This window comes from Streptomyces sp. NPDC127097 (assembly GCF_042724075.1).
GTDB lineage: Bacteria > Actinomycetota > Actinomycetes > Streptomycetales > Streptomycetaceae > Streptomyces.
In genome coordinates this window covers 15,068-36,711 of record NZ_JBHXFI010000067.1, presented here as the reverse complement: position 1 = coordinate 36,711, position 21,644 = coordinate 15,068, and the positions used below count along the sequence as shown (strand labels likewise).

The window sequence follows — 21,644 nt, the reverse complement described above, 5'->3', positions numbered from 1 at the left end:
GCTCTCCTGCGGGGCGCCGGCCGGAGCGGTGACCTTACGAGTGGCCCGGCGGCGGGTGCGGCGCGGCGCCGCCTCCTCGGTCTCCCCGGCGGCGGCCGGAGCGGCCTCGACGGTGGTCTCGGCGGCTGCGGGCGCCTCGCTGGGCGCGGACGCCTCGGCGGCCACCGGCTCCGGAGCGGCCTCGGTCTGCGGGGTACCGGCGGGGGCGGTCACCTTCCGGGTCGCCCGGCGGCGGGTGCGGCGCGGCGCGGCCTCGTCCTGCGGTGCCTCGGCAGGCGCCTCGGCGGGCGCCTCGACAGCGGCGGCCGGGGCCTCGGCCGTCTCGGCCTCCTCTGCCTCTTCCTCGGCGGTCCCGGTCTCGGCGGCCGGCTGCGGGGCGCCGGCCGGGGAGGTGACCTTACGGGTCGCCCGGCGGCGGGTACGGGCCGGCTTGGCCTCGTCACCGGTGGTCACCGCGGCCGCGGTGGTCTCCTCGGCGAGGGCCGGATCGGCCGCGGATGCGGCAGTGGCCTCGGTGCTCACCACCGCGGCCTCGCCGGCGGCACCGGCCGCCGGCGGACCGGCCGGCCGGGATGCCGCGCGGCGCCGGCGGCGCGGCGGCAGCGTGTCACTGGGTGAGTGGTTGTTGTTGTCGTCAGCACCGCGATCCTGGGAATGCGTGGATCCGGTGGGCTCAATGGGCTCGAGCATGCGGGCGGTTCTCCCGTCACGCTCCCGGGCGCCGCGCCTGATTCCGGTCGCGGTCCGCGTGATGAGCGCGGTCCCGCTGTCCGGGGCGTGGGCGCCGCACGGGAGCTGTCGTCTCGCTCGTCGGCCCCGGTAGGGCGGGACCGGCGAAAGTCTCCTGGTCAGTGCGTCTGCCGGACCGGGGTGGCTCCCTGGTTGATCGGCGACGCGACGACGGCGGTCCTACGCAGTACCTTCCCCGGCTGCCGGGGAGGCCCCACATGTCGCCTTCGCGGCACTCAGCCCGGCGGCCGTGGGTGGGGCGGCCGTGGCAGCGTCGCGGTCGGGCGCCAGCGGGTCGGTCACCGCGCCGGTCTCCTCATCGAGCAGCCCCTGCGCCAGCCTGGTCACCGCAGCGGGGACCGGCGGCGCCAGGTCGGCCGTAGCTCGGAGGCCGGACAGGACGTCGTCGGGTCGAACGGCAGGTGTCAGATGCCGAACAACCAGCCGCAGTATCGCACAGGCATTGCCGTCGGGCCTATCGCCCTCGCGACCGGCGGCCTCCAGACGCGCCACCGCGGCCCGTGCGTCAAAGGTCCGCATGCCACTTTTCGTCCGGCGCTCGACCTGCACCTCTTCCGCGGCGAGGAACGCCTCGACGGCGTGCCCGGCGGTCTCCGGCGCGACCCCGTCGAGCCGGATCTCCCACACCGAAGCCTCCAGCCGGTCGGCCAGGCCGCTGGTGCGGGACTCCACGGCGTCGATCACATCGAGCCCGTCCGGCAGCGACTCGTTGAGGAGTTCGCGCAGCTTGTCCGGATCGCGGCGCTCGGCGAGCTGGATCTCCAGATACTCGGCCTCGCTGCCCGTACCGGTCGGGGCGGCGTTGGCGTACGACACCTTGGGGTGCGGGGTGAAGCCCGCCGAATAGGCCATGGGGACCTCGGCGCGGCGCAGCGCCCGCTCGAAAGCGCGCTGGAAGTCGCGGTGGCTGGTGAACCGGAGGCGGCCGCGCTTGGTGTAGCGCAGTCGGATGCGCTGCACCGCCGGTGCGGGCGGCGGGCCTTCGGGCTGTCGCTTGCCCAGTGTCGTTCAGTCCTTCGTGAGTGCGGTCGTACTGCTACCAAGAGTACGTGTCCCGGGGGCTCCCGGTTCCCGGCGGGGCGGAACGGCACCCGCGCGCTCCGGCTCCCTGGGGGCGCCGAACAGGGCCCGCCGCAGCTCCCGGCGGGTCTGCCGGACGGTCTCGCGGGCGGTGCGCAGCGCCTGCCGGGCAGGCCGCCAGATGCCGTTCCGGATGCCGTGGCCGAGCGGGGTGAGCACGGTGCGGTAGACCCAGCGCACCGGCTCGACGAAGAGCCACCGCAGCACCGTGCCGAGGAACCGGCCGACGGCGCGGGAGATGACCCCGGCGACCCGCCAGCAGTGCCCGAACGCCGCCCCGACCTCGCGGACGACCACCGTCACCACGGCGGCCAGCGCCCGCCCGGCCGGCCGCAGCACATACCGCCACAGGGCGACCAGCGGCACGACCAGGATCCACCGGACGAGGCCGGCGAGTACGGCACCGAGGCCGCGCACCAGCCAGGCGATCCCGTGACCTAGAGGCGTCAGCACCGAGGCGTACAGCCACCGGGCGGGCACGACCACCACATACCGCACCAACCACGCCACCACCACAGCAACGCCCCGACCCACCGGCGCCAACACATACCGCCACAACGCCACCCATGGCCACACGAACAACGCCTTGCCCAACCACAGCGACCCCACGCCCAAGCCGCGCACCAGCCAGGCAATCCCCCGCCCGACCGGCGTCAGCACCGACACGTACAACCACCGGGCCGGCACGACCACCACATACCGCACCAACCACGCCACCACCACAGCAACGCCCCGACCCACCGGCGCCAACACATACCGCCACAACGCCACCCACGGCCACACGAACAACGCCTTGCCCCACCACGACAACGCGACGCCCAACCCGCGCACCAGCCAGGCAATCCCCCGGCCAAGAGGCGTCAGCACATACCGGCCGAACCAGACCGCCGGTGCGACGACCAGCGTGCGCCAGATCCAGGCCACGGGTATCAGGACGAGGGTGCGCCACAGCCAGGCGAGGCCGCTGCCGAGGGGGCGCAGCGCGGTCCGGTGGACGGCCCGGCCGAGGGCGGCGAACGCGTCCCACACCAGACGCACCGGCACCACGAGCACCAGCACCACGATCCGCACCGGAAGCCGGACCGCGGTGGTCAGACAGCCCTCACCCGGCTCATAGCGCTCGGGCACCCGCCGGTCCTTGTCCTCGGGCACCCGCCGGTCCTTGTCCATGGGCTCCATAGGGCCCTCCCCCTTGCACTTCGGTACGTCAGATGCGCAGTGACGGCCGCGGCCCCGCGGTGGCCGCGGCCGGGCGGAACCAGTAGCGCAGCTTCTCGTCCCGCTGGTCCTCGAAGACCCCGCCGCAGACCTCGATGACCTTACGTGAGCCGGTGTTGGCGTCATCGCAGGTGACCAGCACCGGGTCGATACCCAGCTCGTGATGGGCGATCGGCAGCGCGGCGCGCAGCATCCCGGTGGCATGACCGCGGCGCCGGGCACCGGGGCGCACCCCGTAGCCGATGTGGCCGCCCCAGGTGAGGAGGGAGGGGGTGAGCCGGTGACGGAAGGTGACCCGGCCCAGGTAGGTGTCGCCGTCCACCCACCAGCGGGTGGTCTTGGGGACCACGCCGTCGGCGCGCTCCTCGCTCGACACCCCGCCGGTCAGCTCGACGTACTCGGCGAACCCCTCGGCGGTCGGCCAGCGGGTGGCCCAAGTCCTCAGCTCCTGGGCCAGGTTGGAGTGTGCGACGGTCTCGGCACCGTCGGCACGGAACTCGTCCATCGCGGCGAGGAAGGAGGCATGGACGGCGACGGTGGGGGCGATGAGCTGTGGCGACATCGCTTCATTGTGCGGGAACGTACGGCAGCCCGGCCCCGCGAGGTGCGGAGCCGGGCCGGGCCGAAGGCGCGTACGGGAAGCGCTACTTGACGACCGTCAGCGGCAGCAGCTTCTTGCCCGTTGGGCCGATTTGGATTTCGGTGTCCATCTGGGGGCAGACGCCGCAGTCGAAGCACGGGGTCCAGCGGCAGTCCTCGACCTCGGTCTCGTCGAGGGCGTCCTGCCAGTCCTCCCAGAGCCAGTCCTTGTCGAGACCGGAGTCCAGGTGGTCCCAGGGGAGGACCTCCTCGTACTCCCGCTCACGGGTGGTGTACCAGGCGACGTCCACGCCGAAGGCGGGCAGCGTCTCCTCGGCGGCCTTCATCCAGCGGTCGTAGGAGAAGTGCTCGCGCCAGCCGTCGAAGCGGCCGCCGCCCTCGTAGACGGCGCGGATGACCGAGCCGACGCGGCGGTCACCGCGGGAGAGCAGGCCCTCGACGATGCCGGGCTTGCCGTCGTGGTAGCGGAAGCCGATGGAGCGGCCGTACTTCTTGTCGCCGCGGATCTTGTCGCGGAGCTTTTCGAGGCGGGCGTCGGTCTCCTCCGCGGAGAGCTGCGGCGCCCACTGGAAGGGGGTGTGCGGCTTGGGGACGAAGCCGCCGATGGAGACCGTGCAGCGGATGTCGTTCTGTCCGGAGACCTTGCGGCCCTCGGCGATGACCTTGACGGCCATGTCGCCGATCTGGAGCACGTCCTCGTCGGTCTCGGTCGGCAGACCGCACATGAAGTAGAGCTTCACCTGCCGCCAGCCGTTGCCGTAGGCCGTGGAGACGGTCCTGATCAGGTCTTCTTCGGAGACCATCTTGTTGATGACCTTGCGCATCCGCTCCGAGCCGCCCTCGGGCGCGAAGGTCAGACCCGAGCGACGGCCGTTGCGCGTCAGCTCGTTGGCAAGATCGACGTTGAAGGCGTCGACCCGGGTCGACGGGAGCGACAGGCCGATCTTGTCTTCCTCGTACCGGTCGGCGAGCCCCTTCGCGATGTCGCCGATCTCGGTGTGGTCCGCGGAGGACAGCGACAACAGGCCGACCTCCTCGAATCCCGTGGCCTTCAGCCCCTTGTCCACCATGTCGCCGATGCCGGTGATGCTTCGCTCCCGTACGGGGCGCGTGATCATGCCGGCCTGGCAGAAACGGCAGCCGCGGGTGCAGCCACGGAAGATCTCGACCGACATCCGCTCGTGGACGGTCTCGGCCAGGGGGACGAGCGGCTGCTTGGGGTAGGGCCACTCGTCGAGGTCCATGACGGTGTGCTTGGACACCCGCCACGGGACGCCGGAGCGGTTCGGCACGACGCGGGAGATCCGCCCGTCGGCGAGGTACTCGACGTCGTAGAACTTGGGGACGTAGACGCTGCCGGTCTTCGCGAGGCGGAACAGCAGCTCGTCGCGGCCGCCGGGCCGGTCCTCGGCCTTCCAGGCGCGGATGATCTCGGTGATCTCCAGCACCGCCTGCTCGCCGTCGCCCACGACCGCGCAGTCCAGGAAGTCCGCGATCGGCTCGGGGTTGAAGGCCGCGTGGCCGCCGGCGAGGACGATCGGGTGGTCTTCCGTACGGTCCTTGGCCTCCATGGGGATGCCGGCCAGGTCCAGGGCGGTGAGGAGGTTGGTGTACCCCAGCTCGGTCGAGAAGGAGACACCGAGCACGTCGAAGGCGCCGACGGGGCGGTGCGCGTCGACCGTGAACTGCGGGACGCCGTGCTCCCGCATCAGCGCTTCGAGGTCCGGCCACACGCTGTACGTGCGCTCGGCCAGCACGCCCTCGCGCTCGTTGAGGACCTCGTAGAGGATCATGACGCCCTGGTTGGGCAGACCGACCTCGTACGCGTCCGGGTACATGAGCGACCAGCGGACATCGCAGGAGTCCCAGTCCTTGACGGTGGAGTTCAGCTCACCGCCGACATACTGAATGGGCTTCTGCACATGCGGGAGCAGGGCCTCGAGCTGCGGGAAGACCGACTCGGCAGACATCTGGAACCTTCGTGAGCTGGCAGGGGCGACTCTCAAGCGTAACCGCTCGGAGCCACCCCCCAGCACGGCGACCGGACACCCCCGCGGTGGCGGGGAGCACAGGGGCCGGCGCACTTGGCACTCGTCCCACGGCGGGCCCTCTCCGCGTCGGCGGAGCTACGGGCACCGATCACACGATCAGGAGCCTGGCATGGTCACGGCCGCAGCGCGGCCCGGTGCTTACGGCGCGACGCCTTCCGCCACACGTCCGGCAGGGCCCGCTCCCGGTCCGCCGCCAGGGCCTCCTCACGTCCGTACAGCAGGCCGAAGGTGAAACCGCCCTCACCGGCCCGCTGGGCCTGGGTCGCCAGCTCGCGCAAGGTGCCGCGCGCCACCACGCTGTCCTGGTGGTCCCCCAGCAGCTGCTGGACCCGCTTGGTCCGCTTGGCGAACCTCTTCGCCGGCCGGCCGAGCGCCGGGCGGGCCGCTTCCGCCGCGTACCGGGTGCGCTTGGCCGCCTTGCGGGCGCCGTGCAGCGCCTCGTCCCGTTCCCGGCCGGCCGGTGCGGCCAGCGCGGCCTCCGTACGGCGGGCCAGCCGCCGGTAGTCCTTGAGCACGGCCCCGGCCGCGACCTCGGGCGCCGGGCGGCCGGCGGCCTTACGCAGCGGCGGCTCCTCCAGGAAGGCGTGCAGGGTCTTCAGCAGCGCCAGGTAGCGCGGCCCGTCCAGGACGTCGAGCAGCCGGTCCCGCGCGCCGGCCCGGCGCCGTTCGGACCAGATCCGCAGCCGGGCGTCCACGGGGCCGAGCCGTAGCGTCGCGGGCACTTCCGCCAGCCCCTCCCGCAGCCGCTCGGTCAGCACCTCACGGTCCCGCTCCACCCCCAACTCGGCCGCCAGCCACTTGAGTTCGACGCCGATGGGCCGGGTGGCGGCGCGGTCGAGCACCTTGGTGTACGAGCGGAAGGCGCTGCGCAGCCGGCGGGTGGCGACCCGCATCCGGTGCACCGCGTCGGGCAGATCCCGCCGTACCGCGGGGTCCAGCTCGATGATCACCCGCACCTGCTCGCGAGCGTAGTCCAGCACGACCTCACCGGCGGTCGGCCCCTTCTTGCCGCGCTTCCCGGCACCCTTGCCCTTGGCCTTCCCCTTGGCCCCGGCAGCTTTCCCCTTGGCCGCGGCCTTGCCGGAGCCGTGGGCGGGCCGCTCGCCCGGCCCGGCGATGGGCGGCGCGGCCCCGTCGCGGCCCTGGCCCGTCTCGGCCAGTGCCCGCGCCAGCTTCGACGCCGCGGAGGCGGGGCGCACCCCCGCCGCGGTCAGCGCCCGGCCGACCTCGTCCAGCAGTCCGGTGCCGCCGTCCCCGGTCAGCTCCACCTCGATCTCGCGCCAGCGGGCCCCGGCGCGCCCGGCGTCGGCCGTCCCGGCGTCGACGGCCCCGGCCGCCGGCCAGGCATGCACCGCGTCCTCCGCGACCTCCGCGAGCGGGGCGCCCGCGGCATCGTTCAGCACCCGGACCGTGCGCCGCGTCCGGAGCCGTACGACGGGAACCAGCTCCCCGTCCAGCACCCGGGACCGTACGAGCGCGGTCAGCTCCGGGGGCGGCGTCTCGGACAGCGGGGCCCGCAGCTCGTCCCGCACCCCGGGCGCGACCGGCAGCTTCAGATGCCAGCCCGCGTCCCTGCCGCCGGTACGCCGGCGCAGCGTGACGCCGGCGGCGGCGAGGCGCTGGTCGGGGGTGTCGTAGTAAACGGCGTCGAGGTCCTCGGTGCCCGCCTCCACCACGGCGGCGACCCGGTCGATCCCGGTCAGGTCGGGCAGCCGGGTGTCGTCGTCGGCTTCGTACTTCCGCTCGATTTCCCGCACGGTGTCCGCCATGCATCGAATCTAGTCACCCACTCCGGCCGGGACCACCCGCCAGGACCGGGTAGCCGTCAAGGGGCCGGAAACCGCCGGAGCGGGTAGCACTCGCCGCAGGGCGTGACTTACCGTGTGTGACGAGCCCACCACGCAGAGTGGCAATGGGCGCGCACTCGACCCCTTCGGGGAGGGAGACACCCGTGCACCCCCAGACCGCACCCGTCACCCGGACACCCATCCGCGTCGCGGCAGGCGCCCGCCCACACCTCCTGAGCACGCCGAGCACCCCCCGCGCCCCGAAGGCCGCCCGCGACTTCGTCCGCGCGGTGCTGCGCCGCACCCCGCTCGCCCCGCTCACCGACACCGCGGTGCTGCTCACCTCGGAGGCGGTGACCAGCGCCCATCTGCGGACGCCGCGGTCCGCGGACATCCTGCTGCGGCTGCTGGCCGCCGGACACGGCCTGCGGATCGGCGTGCACGAGGAGGCGCCGGTCCGGATTCCCCGGCCGGCCGCGGTGACCGGTGAGTGGGACGCCGATCTCGGGCTGCTGCTGACCGGACAGCTCTCCGACGACTGGGGCACCACACCGTTCGGCGGGCTGCCGCGGTCCCCCTCGTTCTGGTTCGAACTGCACCTCAGGGACTGACGCGGCGTCAGCGGGAGGCGGACAGCGGGCGCTGCACCCGGATCGACTGGAGCAGCCCGATCGCGATCCAGACCGCGAACATCGAGGTGCCGCCGTAGGAGACGAACGGCAGCGGCAGACCGGTGACGGGCATGATCCCCAGGGTCATGCCGATGTTCTCGAAGGACTGAAAGGCGAACCACGCGATGATGCCGGCGGCCACCACCGTCCCGTAGAGCTCGGTGGACTCCCGGGCGATCCGGCAGGCGCGCCACAGGACCACACCGAGCAGGACGATGATCAGGCCCGCGCCCAGGAAGCCGAGTTCCTCACCGGCGACGGTGAAGATGAAGTCCGTCTGCTGTTCGGGGACGAACTGACCGGTGGTCTGGCTGCCGTGGAAGAGACCGGATCCGGTCAGCCCGCCGCCGCCGATCGCGATCCGGGCCTGGTTGGTGTTGTAGCCGACACCGGCCGGGTCGAGGCTCGGGTTGGCGAAGGCGGCGAAGCGGGCGATCTGGTAGTCGTCGAGCAGTCCGAGCTGCCAGATCGCGACACAGCCGACGACACCGGTGCCGACCAGTCCGAGGATCCAGCGGTTGGAGGCGCCGGAGGAGAGCAGCACCCCGAGGATGACGGCGCCGAGCACCATCACCGAGCCGAGGTCGGGCATCAGCATGATGACGACGACGGGGACAGCGGCCAGCCCGAGGGCCTGGACGACGGTGCGGTGGTCGGGGTGCGGCCGGTCCCCCGCGTCGACCCGGGACGCCAGGAGCATCGCCATGCCCAGCGTGATGGTGATCTTCGCGAACTCGGCGGGCTGGAGGGAGAAGCCGCCGGGGATCGCCAGCCAGGACCGCGAGCCGTTGATGGTGGCGCCCAGCGGGGTCAGCACCAGCAGCGCCAGCACGACCGAGAGGGCGTAGAGGACCGGGACGGCGCCGCGCAGCGTCCGGTGGCCGAGCCAGATCGTGCCGCCGGCGAGCGCCAGGCCGATGCCGAGGTTCAGCAGATGGTGCAGGAAGTAGTAGTACTCGTCGCCGTGGTTGAGCTCGGTGCGGTTGCGGGTGGCGGAGAAGACCAGCAGCGAGCCCACCAGCGACAGCACCAGGCAGGACAGCAGCAGTATCCAGTCCAGCTTGCGCAGCACCGAATCGCGCGCCGTCAGCTTGCCCCAGGTGCCGAGCTCAGGGGTGTAGCGCCGGATCGAGAACGCCCGGGAGGTGTGGCTGGTCGTCATCGTGGGCTCTCCGATGCGGACGGCGACGGCGACGGCGGGGCATACGGCTTGATGGGCTGGGACTGGATGGCGCCATCACTTTCGATCTTGGGCAGCTTGGCCTCCGGCCTCGGGAGCAGCGCGGCCTTGGGGTCGATGCCGCCCTTCTCGTCGACGCCGTACAGCGCGTTGTAGATGTTGCGCACGGCAGGGCCGGAGGCGCCGGAGCCGGTTCCGCCCTGGGAGATGGTCATGACGATCGTGTAGTCCTTGGTGTACGTCGCGAACCACGAGGTGGTCTGCTTGCCGTAGACCTCGGCCGTACCGGTCTTGGCGTGCATCGGGATCTTGTCCTGCGGCCAGCCGCCGAACCGCCAGGCGGCGGTACCGCGGGTGGCGACACCGGCGAGGGCGCCGTCCATCTGGTGCAGGGTCTTCTGGGTCACCGGCAGCCGGCCGTGCGGCTGGGGCTTGACCCGCTGGATGTGCTTGCCGTCGGGGCTGATGACGGCCTTGCCGACGGTCGGGTCGTAGAGCGTGCCGCCGTTGCTGATCGCACCGTAGATGGCCGCCATCTGGATCGGGGTGACGAGGGTGTCGCCCTGCCCGATGGCGTAGTTGATCGAGTCGTAGGCGTGCAGCTTCATGCCCTCCAGGCAGCCTTCCCGGGCGAGCTTGGTGCCGAAGTCCTTCTTCTTCGGCCATGCCTTGGCCTGTTCGCACCAGCCCGCCTTGTTGGCCTTCCAGAAGGCGTTCTTCCACTTGCGGTCGGGGACCCGGCCGGTGACCTCGTTCGGGAGGTCGATGCCGGTCTCCTTGCCGAGGCCGAACTGGTGGGCGGTCTTGTAGAACCAGTTCTTGGCGTCCTTCTTCGGCTTGTCCCCGCCGTCCTTCTTCCACTCGTCGTGCGAGAGGCGGTAGAAGACGGTGTCGCAGGAGACCTCCAGCGCCCGGCCGAGGCTGATCGCGCCATGGCTCTGCGACTCGAAGTTCTTGAAGGTCTGGCCACCGATGCTGTACGAGCTGGTGCAGGGGTAGTGACCGTTGAAGTCATAGCCCGCGTTGACCGCGGCCGCGGTCGAGATGACCTTGAAGATCGAGCCGGGGGCGGCCTGCCCCTGGATGGCGCGGTTCAGCAGCGGGTAGTTGGAGTCCTTGCCGGTGAGGTGGGCGTAGTCCTTGCCCGAGATCCCGCCGACCCAGGCGTTGGGGTCGTAGGTGGGGTTGGAGGCCATCGCCACCACCCGGCCGGTCTTCGCCTCCATGACGACGACGGCGCCCGAGTCGGCCTTGTAGTTGGTGCCGGTGTTCTTGTCGTGCTCCTTACGGGCGTCCTTCATGGCCTGGTCGAGCTGCTTCTCCGCCAGGCCCTGCACCCGGGCGTCGATGCTGGTGACGACGCTGGCGCCGGCCTTGCCCTTCTCGCTCTTCGCCTGGCCGATGACCCGGCCGAGGTTGTCGACCTCGTAGCGGGTGACGGCGGCCTTGCCGCGCAGCGCGTCGTCGTACGTCCGCTCCAGACCGGACCGGCCGATCTGGTCCGAGCGCAGCAGCGGGGAACGGCTGTGCTCGGCCTTCTTGATCTCCTCGTCGGTGACCGGCGAGAGATAGCCGAGGACCTGGGCGGTGTTGGCGTCGCCCGGGGCGGCGTAGCGGCGGACGGCGGTCGGCTCGGCGCTGATGCCGGGGAAGTCCTCGGAGCGCTCGCGGATCTGGAGGGCCTGCTGGGTGGTGGCCTCGTCGGTGATCGGGATCGGCTGGTACGGCGAGCCGTTCCAGCACGGCTGCGGCGTCTTGGAGTCGCAGAGCCGGACCTTGTTGCGGATCTCCTTCTCGGACATGCCGAGCACCTTGGCCAGCCGGCCGAGCACGGCCTTGCCGTCATCCTTCATCTTCAGCAGCTCGGTACGGCTGGCCGACACCACCAGACGGGTCTGGTTGTCGGCCAGCGGCACGCCGCGGGCGTCGAGGATGGAGCCGCGGGTGGCGGGCTCGATGACCTGCTGGACGTGGTTGTTCCTGGCTTCGGTGGCGTACTCCGTGCCATTGCGGATCTGTAGGTACCAGAGCCGGCCGCCGAGGGTGAGCAACAGCGAGAAGACCAGGATCTGGATCGCGATGAGCCGGACGCTGACCCGGGAGGTCCGGGATTCCGGGAGATTACTCATGGCGCGCCGCGCCTCCATGAGGGGTCGTGGTCGAAGGACGAGGGAGCGTCACAGCCGCTTGACCCCCTTGATGCGGCCCACCTTGTCGCGGGCCGACTTGCCGAGCAGACCGCCGCGCTGGCTGCCGATCCGGGCCCCCGAGCGCACGGACTTCATGGCGCCGCGGCTGGCCTTGAGGCCGGTGCCGGTGGTGAGCCAGCCGTACCCGGAGGTGCCGGAGCCGCTCGGGCCGGTGGAGCCGTCGCCGGTCAGCGGCTCGCCCTCGGTTCTGCGCGCCAGCGCCATCACCAGGGGGACCACGAAGGGCGCCAGCAGCAGGTCGTAGAGGGTGGCGCTGAGCAGCAGTCCGACGATGCCGACGTGCCGGGCGGCGGTGTCGCCGACCAGGGCGCCGACGCCCGCGTACATCAGCGTCGAGACGATCGCCGCGCCGAGGACGACGATCAGCGGCAGCGTCGCCGAGCGGTGCCGGCCGGACTCCGGCTTGGTCAGACCCGCCGCATAGCCGATGACGCACAGCACCAGCGCATAGCGGCCGATGGCGTGGTCGGACGGCGGGGCGAGGTCGGCCAGCAGCCCGGCACAGAAGCCGACGAGCGCGCCGCCGACATGGCCGTAGACCAGCGCCAGACCGACCACCACGAGCAGCAGCAGGTCGGGTACGGCGCCGGGCAGTTGGAGTCTGGCGAGGATGGTGACCTGGATGACGAGGGCGACGACCACCAGCGGGGCCGAGAGCAGAATCCGGTTGATGCGCATCGGTCAGCTCCTGGGAGGGACGCTCGCGGAGGGGGTGGCCGTGACGGTGACCGTCGGCGTCGGCTTGGGTTTGGCGGGCCGGGGTGGCAGAACGGTGTCGCGCGGGTCCTCGCGGGGCGGCTGGACGACCACGCCGACGATGTCGAGCTGGGAGAAGGCGACGAACGGCCGGACCTGGAGGTTGCGGGTCAGATCCCCGTTGAACGGCTCGACCCGGACGACCCGGCCGACGGGCACACCGGGCACGAACGGCTTGTCCTTGCTGGAGCCGAAGGTGACCAGGCGGTCGCCCTTCTTGATGTTGGCCCGGCCATTGAGGAGCTGAACGCGCATCGAGCGGACGCCCTGCCCGTTGGCGAAGCCGATCTCGTTGGTCTTCTCCATGCGGGTGCCGACGGTGAAGTCGGGGTCGGCGGCCAGCAGGACGGTGGAGGTGCCGGGGCCGACGGTGGTGATCCGGCCGACCAGACCGTCGCCGTTGAGCACGGTCATGTCGCGGCGGATGCCGTCACGGCTGCCGGCGTCGATGGTGACGGTCCAGGAGAAGCCCTGGGCCGAGCCGATGGCGATGACCTGGGCGCCCTTGATGGCGTACTGGCCGGTGCCCGCGGTCTTCAGGATCTTGTCGAGCTCGGCGGCGCGGCTGCGGTTCCGGTCGGAGGAGCCGAGTTTGGCCTTCAGCGCCTCGTTCTCGTGCTCCAGCTTGCTGATCCGGTTGTGCCGCCGGCCGGAGTCCCGTACGGCACCGACCGCGTTGCCGACCGGGTCGATGACGCGGGCGACACCGCTTTCGACCGGGCCGAAGGCGGAGGCGGCGGCTTGCCGGGCACCATCGAGCGGGGACTGTTCGCCGCCGCGGATATCGACCGTGATCAGCGCGAACGCGATCGCGACCAGCAGCACCAGCAGCAGCCGGCTCTCTCGTGTGTCCCTCACGTGCGGCGGCCGTGTCCTTCCTCGTAGGACCGGCCGGCTGCGGGCCCCGCCGGTCTCGTTCGGGAGTTGAGCGTTGTGCCTGTGACGGCGCCGGACGGTGAAGCGTCAGTGCACCGTGTCTGTCGGGCTGTTGGGCCCGTGGGCGGCCGGTCCGGCGGACGGACCGGCCGCTGGTGCCGGGGCCCGGCCCCCCGCGTCCGCCGCTCGGCGGCCACGGCGCGGGGCGGTTCCCCGGCCCTGCTACCTGCGCGGCTGGGAGTCGAGGACCTGCTGGAGCGCCTCGAACTCCTCGACGCACTTGCCGGAGCCCAGCGCGACGGAGTCGAGCGGGTCCTCGGCGATGTGGATGGGCATACCGGTCTCGCGGCGCAGCCGCTCGTCGAGGCCGCGGAGCAGGGCGCCGCCACCCGTGAGCACGATGCCGCGGTCCATGACGTCACCGGACAGCTCCGGCGGGCACTTGTCGAGGGTCGTCTTGACCGCGTCGACGATGGAGTTGACCGGCTCCTCGATGGCCTTGCGCACCTCGGCGGCCGAGATCACCACGGTCTTCGGCAGACCGGAGACCAGGTCCCGGCCGCGGATCTCGGTGTGCTCGTCCTGCTCGAGGTCGTAGGCCGAACCGATGGTGATCTTGATGCTCTCGGCGGTGCGCTCGCCCAGCAGAAGGCTGTACTCCTTCTTGATGTGCTGGATGATCGCGTTGTCGAGTTCGTCGCCGGCCACCCGGATGGACTGCGCGGTGACGATGCCGCCGAGCGAGATGACCGCGACCTCGGTGGTCCCGCCGCCGATGTCCACGACCATGTTGCCGGTGGCCTCGTGGACCGGCAGACCGGACCCGATCGCGGCGGCCATCGGCTCCTCGATGATGTGGACCTGGCGCGCGCCGGCCTGGGTCGAAGCCTCGATCACCGCACGGCGCTCCACTCCGGTGATGCCGGAGGGGACGCACACGACGACCCGCGGGCGGGCCAGATAGCGCCGCTTGTGGATCTTCAGGATGAAGTAGCGGAGCATCCGCTCGGTGATCTCGAAATCGGCGATCACGCCGTCTTTCAGGGGCCGTACGGCGACGATGTTGCCGGGCGTGCGCCCGATCATCTTCTTCGCCTCAGCACCCACCGCGAGGATCCCGCCGGTGTTGGTGTTGATGGCCACGACCGACGGCTCGTTGAGGACGATTCCGCGGCCCCTGACGTACACCAGCGTGTTGGCGGTCCCGAGGTCGACAGCCATGTCACGGCCGATGAACGACATGTTGTTCCCCATGAGGATACGTCTGGCCTTCCCAACTGGAGCGAATGCTTACTGGAGGTCGGCAGGAGGTGATGCGCTGTGAGGCGCGGAAGCCTCCATCGTAGTTCGTAGTGCGCCCACTCGAACACGTCGGGAGGCTGTTCCGCCATTGTCAGCCGTACACGCACCCGCCCCCCTCAATGGTGACGTCGTGTCGCGGTGATGCGTTCCCCCGATCGTGTCGTATACACCAAAGGGCGACCGATGATTTCTTCGGTCGCCCCAGGTCACGGGGGGTGTACAGCTGACGAAGTGTCAGGAAATACCGGGGAAGAAAATCTTGATCTCACGCTCGGCGGACTCTTCGGAATCCGACGCATGGATCAGATTCTCCCGGGTGATCGTTCCGAAGTCCCCACGAATGGACCCACTCGGCGCGGCAATCGGGTCAGTCGGACCGGCCAGCGCCCGTACGCCCTCGATCACCCGCTCGCCCTCGACGATCATCGAGACGACCGGACCGGAGGCCATGAAGCCGACCAGGGGCTCGTAGAACGGCTTGCCCACGTGCTCGGCGTAGTGCTGCTCCAGGATCTCGCGGTCCAGGCTGCGCATCTCCAGGGCGCTGATCGTCCAGCCGGCCTTCTTCTCGATCCGGCCGATGATCTCGCCGATCAGACCGCGCTGGACGGCGTCAGGCTTGAGAAGGACGAGGGTGCGCTGGCTCACGGAGGGACTCCCTGGATATGAACAACGGTCAGCGGGTGCCTTGAGGCTACATGGGGTACACGGCGCCACGGGGCGCCGCCCCCGGCCTCCGAGACGCCCCGTGGAGCGGGCTCTAGGCGGGCTTGCCGGCCGGTTCGTCGGCAGCCTCGGACTGCACCGCCCAACGGGCCTTCGCCGCATCGATCTTGCGGCCGAAGTGCACCGACGCCCACCACAGGGCGGCGAAGACCGCGCCCAGGAAGAACATCGTCGGCACCACGAATCCGCCGGCGATCAGGGCGGCCTGAAGCGCCCAGCCGAGCTGGACGCCACCCGGACGGGTCAGCATCCCGCACAACAGCAGGCTCAGCAGCATCGCGATCCCGCTGACCGTCCAGATCGTGGCCGGGGACAGCTCGGTCATCTGCATCGCGACCAGACCGGCGAAACCGATCACGAAGAATTCGCCTATCAGAGTGCTGGCACACAGCGTGCGCATGATCAGGCCCTCCCCATCAGCAGCCGGGCCTCGCCGACCGTGATCACCGAGCCGGTCACCAGCACACCGGCGCCGGAGAACTCCCCCTCTTCCTCGGCGAGGGTGATCGCCGCCTCCAGGGCGTCGTCGAGCCGCGGCTCCACCTGGACCCGCTCGGCGCCGAAGACCTCGACGGCGACGGCCGCCAGCTCGTCCGGATCCATCGCACGATGGCTGGAATTACGGGTCACCACGACCTCGGCGAAGATCGGCTCGAAGGCTTCCAGGAAGCCCCGTACGTCCTTGTCCCCGCTGGCGCCGACCACACCGACCAGGCGGCTGAAACCGAACGCCTCGGTGACCGCCTCGGCCGCGGCCCGCGCGCCGGCCGGGTTGTGTGCCGCGTCCAGGACCACCGTCGGGCTGCGACGCACGACCTCCATCCGGCCGGGCGAGGTGACGGCGGCGAACGCGGAGCGGAGGGTGTCGATGTCGAGCGTGCGGGCGTGCTCGGAGCCGACGCCGAAGAACGCCTCGACCGCGGCGAGCGCCACCGCGGCGTTGTGCGCCTGATGGGCGCCGTACAGCGGAAGGAAGATCTCCGGGTACTCGCCGCCCAGGCCGCGCAGCGTCAGCATCTGCCCGCCGACGGCCACCTCACGGGAGAGCACCCCGAACTCCATGCCCTCACGGGCGACCGTGGCGTCCACCTCGACCGCGCGCTTGAGCATCACCGACGCCGCGTCCACCGGCTGCTGGGCCAGCACGACCGTGGCGTCCTTCTTGATGATCCCGGACTTCTCCCCGGCGATCTGCTCGGGCGTCTCGCCCAGCCGGTCGGTGTGGTCCAGCGAGATCGGGGTGACCACGGCGACATCGCCGTCGATCACGTTCGTCGCGTCCCAGGTGCCACCCATGCCGACCTCGACGACCGCGACGTCCACGGGGCTGTCCGCGAAGGCCGCGTACGCCATCGCCGTCAGCACCTCGAAGAACGACAGGCGGTACTCCTCCCGGCTGTCGACCATCTCCACATACGGGGCGATGTCCCGGTACGTCTCGATGAAGCGCTCGGCGGGGATCGGGCCGCCGTCCAGGCTGATCCGCTCGGTGATCGACTGGACATGCGGGCTGGTGTAGCGGCCGGTGCGCAGGTCGAAGGCGGACAGCAGGGCCTCGATCATGCGGGCGGTGCTGGTCTTGCCGTTGGTGCCGGTGATGTGGATGGAGGGGTAGGCCCGCTGCGGGGAGCCGAGGATGTCCATCAACGCGGCGATGCGCTGCACCGACGGGTCCAGCTTGGTCTCGCCCCAGCGGCCCGCCAGCTCCTCCTCGACGGCGCGCAGCGCGCGGTCGACCTCGGGGTCGGCCGGCCGGGCGGGGATCCCGTCCCCCTGCGGCGGGCCGGCCTGCGCGCGCAGGGTCCGGCTGCCGGCCTCGATCACCGCGAGGTCGGGGGTTGGGGTCTCCCCTGATTGAGCGGAGTCGAGATCTTGGGGAAGGTCGGTCTCCGCCTCGACCAGCTCGTCGAAGGCGTCGTTCGGGTCGGGGTCGTCGTTCTGGGGGCGCTCGCTCACGCCGACCAGTCTACGAGGCACGTGTGACAGCGGTGCGCTGCGTTCCCTCCCCGGCACCGCGCCGCGGCCAGGGGCGGCCGACCCGGCCCGCGCCCCGGCGTGCGCCCCTGCGCCGGGGCCCGGGGCCGGGGGCCAGGGCCCGGCTACGACGGCAGCGCCGCCTTCATCATGGCCCGCGCGATCGGGGCCGCCAGCCCGTTGCCGGAGACCTCGTTGCGGGCGGCATGCCCGTCCTCGACCATCACGGCCACCGCCACCCGGTGCCCGTTGCCGTCCTCGGCGTACGAGACGAACCAGGCGTAGGGCGTCCCGCTGTTGTCGACGCCGTGCTGGGCGGTGCCGGTCTTGCCGCCGACGGTCAGTCCGTCGATCTTCGCGCCGGAGCCGGTGCCCTTGTCCACGACCGTCTGCATCGCCGACCGCAGCTGCTGGGCGGTGCGCGCCGACATGGCCTGGTCGTCGCGGTACGTCTTCGGCTCGTTGTCCTGGACGGTGTTGCCGCCGCCGTCGGTCAGCCTGTCGACCAGCTGCGGGGTCTTCAGCTCGCCGCCATTGGCGATGGCCGAGCTGACCATGGCCATCTGGAGCGGGGTCGCCTGGTCGTCGAACTGGCCGATCCCGGACAGCGCGGTCTGCGCCTCGTCCATGTTCCCGGGATAGACGCTCTTGCCGGCCCGCACCGGGGTGTCCACCTTGCCGTCGTTGAAGCCGAACTTCTCGGCCTGCGCCTTCACCTTGTCCTTGCCCAGGTCGACGGCCATCTTCGCGAAGACGGTGTTGCAGGAGTACTGGAGCGCGGTCCGGATGTCCGCGTTCTTGCAGGGCGCGGCCCGGTTCTCGTTGGTGAGCTTGGTGCGGGTGTGCGGGAGGGTGTACGGGTCGGGGCTGTCGGTGGGCTCGTCCACCGAGGAGTACAGCCCGTTCTCCAGCGCGGCCGCGGCGACCACCAGCTTGAAGGTGGAGCCCGGCGGCAGCGGCTGCCGCAGCGCCCGGTTGACCTCGGGGTCCTCGGTGTCGCCGGACATCTTCCGCCACGCCTTCTGGTCGGCGCCGTCGGACCCGGCGAAGGTCCCCGGGTCGTACGACGGGGTGCTGACCATGCCCAGGGTCCGCCCGGTGGCCGGGTCCATGGCGACGGCGGCGCCCTTCTTGCCGTCCAGCGCCCGGTAGCCGGCCTTCTGCACCGCGGCGTCGACGGTGGTGGCCACGTCGCCGCCCTTGGCCCGCTGGCGGGTCAGCGCGTCGGCGGGGGTCTGGAGCCGGCTGTCGGAGCCGTCCAGGAGGTCGCCGTAGAGGCTCTCCAGCTGGTTGCTGCCGAAGATCTGCGAGGTGAAGCCGGTGACCGGCGCGTACAGCGGGCCGTCCTTGTAGGTCCGCTTGTACTTCAGCGTGTCGGAGGTGGCGGCCGAGCCGGTGACCGGCTCCCCGTCCACGAGGATGTTGCCCAGCGGAGCCGAGTACTTGCCGATGGTCACCCGCGGATTGTGCGGGTCCTCCTTGTAGTCGCTCGCCTTCGCGCCCTGGAGCCAGGTCACCCAGCCCATCAGCGCGACGATCAGGGCCAGACAGAACACCGCCGCCCGTCGCAGGGGTTTGTTCATCGGGCGCGGCTCCTCAGGTACGGGACGTGCGGTGCTGCCGCCACTACGGCATTCCGGTCCACCGTGCCTCGGCCAGATGAGAGCGCGATGAGAACGCCCCGCCCGCCGCCCGGACAGCCGCCCGGCCCCTGCCCGCCGGGGCCCCGCCCGCCGCCCGGCCGCGGACCGCCCCGGCAACGGCGCAGGCCCCCCGCCCGTACGGACGAGGGGCCTGCGGGGTCTGCCGCCGTTACGCCTTCGGCAGGGCCGCCAGCTGCGCGGTGATCCGGACGATGTCCGCCTCCGCGGCCTCCAGCCGGCCGCGGATCTTGTCCACGACCTTCTCCGGCGCCTTGGCGAGGAACGCCTCGTTGCCGAGCTTGGCGGTGGCCTGCGCCTTCTCCTTCTCGGCCGCGCCCAGGTCCTTCGTCAGGCGCTTGCGCTCCGCCTCGACGTCGATGGCGCCGGACAGATCCAGGGCGACCGTGGCGCCCGCGACCGGCAGCGAGGCGGTGGCGCTGAAATCGTCACCGGCCGGCTGAAGCCGCAGCAGCGAGCGCATCGCGGCCTCGTGCGCGGCCAGCGCCGTACCGGACAGCTCCAGCCGCGCGGGGACCTTCTGGCCCGGCTGGAGCCCCTGGTCGGAGCGGAACCGGCGGACCTCGGTCACGACCTGCTGAACGGTCTCGATCTCACGCTCGGCCGCCGCGTCCCGGAAGCCGGAGTCCTTCGGCCAGTCGGCGATCACGACCGACTCGCCGCCGGTCAGCGCCGTCCACAGGGTCTCGGTGACGAACGGGACGACCGGGTGCAGCAGCCGCAGGGTGACGTCCAGGACCTCGCCCAGCACCCGGCGCGAGACCTCGGCGGCCGGGCCGCCCGCCATGAACGTCGTCTTGGACAGCTCGACGTACCAGTCGAAGACCTCGTCCCAGGCGAAGTGGAAGAGGGTGTCCGACAGCTTCGCGAACTGGTAGTCGTCGTAGTAGGCGTCGACCTCGGCGACGACCGAATTCAGCCGGGACAGAATCCACCGGTCGGTCGCCGACAGCTGCTCGGCGGGCGGGAGTTCGCCCTCCACCGTCGCCCCGTTCATCAGCGCGAACCGGGTGGCGTTCCAGATCTTGTTGGCGAAGTTACGGGAGCCCTGGACCCAGTCCTCGCCGATCGGGACGTCGACGCCGGGGTTGGCTCCCCGGGCGAGCGTGAACCGGACGGCGTCCGAGCCGTAGGAGTCCATCCAGTCCAGCGGGTTGACCGCGTTCCCGAAGGACTTGGACATCTTCTTGCCGAACTGGTCGCGGACCATGCCGTGCAGCGCGATGGTGTGGAACGGCGGGGTGCCGTCCATCGCGTACAGCCCGAACATCATCATCCGGGCGACCCAGAAGAAGAGGATGTCGTAGCCGGTGACCAGGACCGCGTTCGGATAGAACTTCTCGACGCTCGGGGTCTGCTCGGGCCAGCCGAGCGTGGAGAACGGCCACAGCCCGGAGGAGAACCAGGTGTCGAGGACGTCGGTGTCCTGGTGCCAGCCCTCGCCGCTCGGCGGCTCCTCGTCCGGTCCGACGCAGACGACCTCACCCTCCGGCCCGTACCAGACCGGAATCCGGTGGCCCCACCACAACTGCCGCGAGATGCACCAGTCGTGCAGGTTGTCGACCCAGCCGAAGTAGCGGGACTCCATCTCCTTGGGGTGGATCTTGACCTTGCCGTCGCGGACCGCGTCCCCCGCGGCCTGCGCCAGCGGGCCGACCTTGACCCACCACTGCATCGACAGCCGCGGCTCGATGGTGGTCTTGCAGCGCGAGCAGTGCCCGACGGAGTGGGTGTACGGGCGCTTCTCGGCGACGATCCGGCCGTCGGCGCGCAGCGCACCGACGATCGCGGAGCGGGCCTCGAAGCGGTCCAGGCCCTGGAAGGGGCCGTGTGCCGTGATGACCCCGCGCTCGTCGAGCACGGCGAGATTGGGCAGCCCGTGCCGGCGGCCGATCTCGAAGTCGTTCGGGTCGTGGGCCGGGGTGACCTTGACCGCGCCGGTGCCGAACTCCGGGTCGACGTGCTCGTCGGCGACGACCGGGATCCGGCGGCCGGTCAGCGGCAACTCGATCTCGGTGCCGACGAGATGTGCGTACCGCTCGTCCTCCGGGTGGACGGCGACCGCGGTGTCACCCAGCATCGTCTCGGCCCGGGTGGTGGCGACGACGATCGAGGAGTCACCCTCGCCGTACCGGATGGAGACCAGCTCGCCGTCGTCGTCCTGATACTCCACCTCGATGTCCGAGATGGCGGTCAGACAGCGCGGGCACCAGTTGATGATGCGCTCGGCGCGGTAGATCAGCTCGTCGTCATGGAGCCGCTTGAAGATCGTCTGGACGGCCTTGGACAGACCCTCGTCCATCGTGAACCGCTCCCGCGACCAGGCGACACCGTCGCCCAGGCGCCGCATCTGGCCCGAGATCTGTCCGCCGGACTCGCTCTTCCACTGCCAGACCCGCTCGACGAACGCCTCACGGCCCAGGTCGTGCCGGGAGACGCCCTCCTTGGCGAGCTCCCGCTCGACGACGTTCTGGGTGGCGATACCGGCGTGGTCCATGCCCGGCTGCCAGAGGGTCTCGTAGCCCTGCATGCGCTTACGGCGGGTGAGCGCGTCGATGAGGGTGTGCTCGAAGGCGTGCCCCAGGTGCAGGGAGCCGGTGACGTTCGGCGGCGGGATGACGATGGTGTACGGCGGCTTGTCGCTCTTCTCGTCCGCCTCGAAGTAACCCCGCTCCACCCAGCGCTCGTACAGCGGCCCCTCTACATCGGCCGGCGTGTACTGAGTCGGCAGTTCGGGGGCGCTGTGCTTGCTCTGCTGAGAGTTCTCGGTCACGCCGGACAGTGTACGGGCGCGGATGTAGC

At 71.1% G+C, this 21,644-nt stretch carries 16 protein-coding genes and 1 pseudogene; 1 reads left to right on the top strand and 16 read right to left on the bottom strand.

Going from position 1 to position 21,644, the window contains the following annotated elements; translation table 11 throughout:
- The 6 genes and pseudogenes from ACFWJW_RS33020 to ACFWJW_RS32995 all read right to left on the bottom strand — a co-directional run.
- A pseudogene (locus ACFWJW_RS33020) lies at positions 1–690 on the bottom strand (ribonuclease E/G); the annotation flags it as partial.
- A 219-nt stretch (positions 691–909) separates the two neighbouring features.
- A complete protein-coding gene (locus ACFWJW_RS33015; protein ID WP_387248056.1) occupies positions 910–1,710 on the bottom strand; it encodes a TIGR03936 family radical SAM-associated protein in 801 nt (266 codons plus the stop codon).
- Positions 1,711–1,758: 48 nt separating this feature from the next.
- Positions 1,759–3,009, bottom strand: a complete 1,251-nt coding sequence (locus ACFWJW_RS33010; RefSeq protein ID WP_387248054.1) for a hypothetical protein — start codon at positions 3,007–3,009, stop codon at positions 1,759–1,761.
- Between the two features lie 28 nt (positions 3,010–3,037).
- Positions 3,038–3,610: a GNAT family N-acetyltransferase gene (locus tag ACFWJW_RS33005; protein ID WP_387248052.1), complete on the bottom strand. Its 573-nt coding sequence runs from the start codon at positions 3,608–3,610 to the stop codon at positions 3,038–3,040.
- 82 nt (positions 3,611–3,692) lie between these two features.
- Complete coding sequence (locus ACFWJW_RS33000; protein ID WP_387248050.1) at positions 3,693–5,618, bottom strand: TIGR03960 family B12-binding radical SAM protein; 1,926 nt, start codon at positions 5,616–5,618, stop codon at positions 3,693–3,695.
- Positions 5,619–5,812: 194 nt separating this feature from the next.
- Positions 5,813–7,468, bottom strand: a complete 1,656-nt coding sequence (locus ACFWJW_RS32995; protein ID WP_387248048.1) for a CHAD domain-containing protein — start codon at positions 7,466–7,468, stop codon at positions 5,813–5,815.
- Between the two features lie 182 nt (positions 7,469–7,650).
- On the opposite strand from ACFWJW_RS32995, the gene ACFWJW_RS32990 reads away from it, so the two are divergent.
- Complete coding sequence (locus ACFWJW_RS32990; protein WP_387248046.1) at positions 7,651–8,097, top strand: ATP-binding protein; 447 nt, start codon at positions 7,651–7,653, stop codon at positions 8,095–8,097.
- Between the two features lie 7 nt (positions 8,098–8,104).
- Here ACFWJW_RS32990 and rodA read toward each other — a convergent pair whose 3' ends face one another.
- The 10 genes from rodA to ACFWJW_RS32940 all read right to left on the bottom strand — a co-directional run bounded on the left by rodA (position 8,105) and on the right by ACFWJW_RS32940 (position 21,615).
- Positions 8,105–9,319: a rod shape-determining protein RodA gene (gene rodA, locus ACFWJW_RS32985; RefSeq protein ID WP_387248044.1), complete on the bottom strand. Its 1,215-nt coding sequence runs from the start codon at positions 9,317–9,319 to the stop codon at positions 8,105–8,107.
- A complete protein-coding gene (gene mrdA, locus ACFWJW_RS32980) occupies positions 9,316–11,466 on the bottom strand; it encodes a penicillin-binding protein 2 (RefSeq protein WP_387248042.1) in 2,151 nt (716 codons plus the stop codon). The genes rodA and mrdA overlap by 4 nt, the downstream gene beginning before the upstream one ends.
- 48 nt (positions 11,467–11,514) lie before the next feature.
- Positions 11,515–12,225, bottom strand: coding sequence for a rod shape-determining protein MreD (gene mreD / locus ACFWJW_RS32975; RefSeq protein WP_387248040.1), 711 nt, complete (start codon positions 12,223–12,225; stop codon positions 11,515–11,517).
- A 3-nt stretch (positions 12,226–12,228) separates the two neighbouring features.
- Complete coding sequence (gene mreC / locus ACFWJW_RS32970) at positions 12,229–13,161, bottom strand: rod shape-determining protein MreC (protein WP_387248038.1); 933 nt, start codon at positions 13,159–13,161, stop codon at positions 12,229–12,231.
- A gap of 240 nt (positions 13,162–13,401) precedes the next feature.
- On the bottom strand, positions 13,402–14,421 hold the full coding sequence (locus ACFWJW_RS32965) for a rod shape-determining protein (RefSeq protein WP_003985182.1): 1,020 nt from the start codon (positions 14,419–14,421) through the stop codon (positions 13,402–13,404).
- Positions 14,422–14,715: 294 nt separating this feature from the next.
- Positions 14,716–15,129 (bottom strand): nucleoside-diphosphate kinase, encoded by a 414-nt coding sequence (gene ndk / locus ACFWJW_RS32960; RefSeq protein ID WP_387248036.1) that lies wholly within the window; start codon positions 15,127–15,129, stop codon positions 14,716–14,718.
- 112 nt (positions 15,130–15,241) lie between these two features.
- Positions 15,242–15,607 carry a DUF4233 domain-containing protein gene (locus ACFWJW_RS32955; protein WP_387248034.1) on the bottom strand — a complete coding sequence of 122 codons (366 nt, stop codon included), beginning with the start codon at positions 15,605–15,607 and terminating at the stop codon, positions 15,242–15,244.
- A gap of 2 nt (positions 15,608–15,609) precedes the next feature.
- A complete protein-coding gene (locus tag ACFWJW_RS32950) occupies positions 15,610–17,163 on the bottom strand; it encodes a bifunctional folylpolyglutamate synthase/dihydrofolate synthase (RefSeq protein ID WP_387248032.1) in 1,554 nt (517 codons plus the stop codon).
- 143 nt (positions 17,164–17,306) lie between these two features.
- On the bottom strand, positions 17,307–18,764 hold the full coding sequence (locus ACFWJW_RS32945; RefSeq protein WP_387248030.1) for a peptidoglycan D,D-transpeptidase FtsI family protein: 1,458 nt from the start codon (positions 18,762–18,764) through the stop codon (positions 17,307–17,309).
- A gap of 229 nt (positions 18,765–18,993) precedes the next feature.
- Positions 18,994–21,615 carry a valine--tRNA ligase gene (locus ACFWJW_RS32940; protein ID WP_387248028.1) on the bottom strand — a complete coding sequence of 874 codons (2,622 nt, stop codon included), beginning with the start codon at positions 21,613–21,615 and terminating at the stop codon, positions 18,994–18,996.
- Between the last annotated feature and the right edge of the window lie 29 nt (positions 21,616–21,644).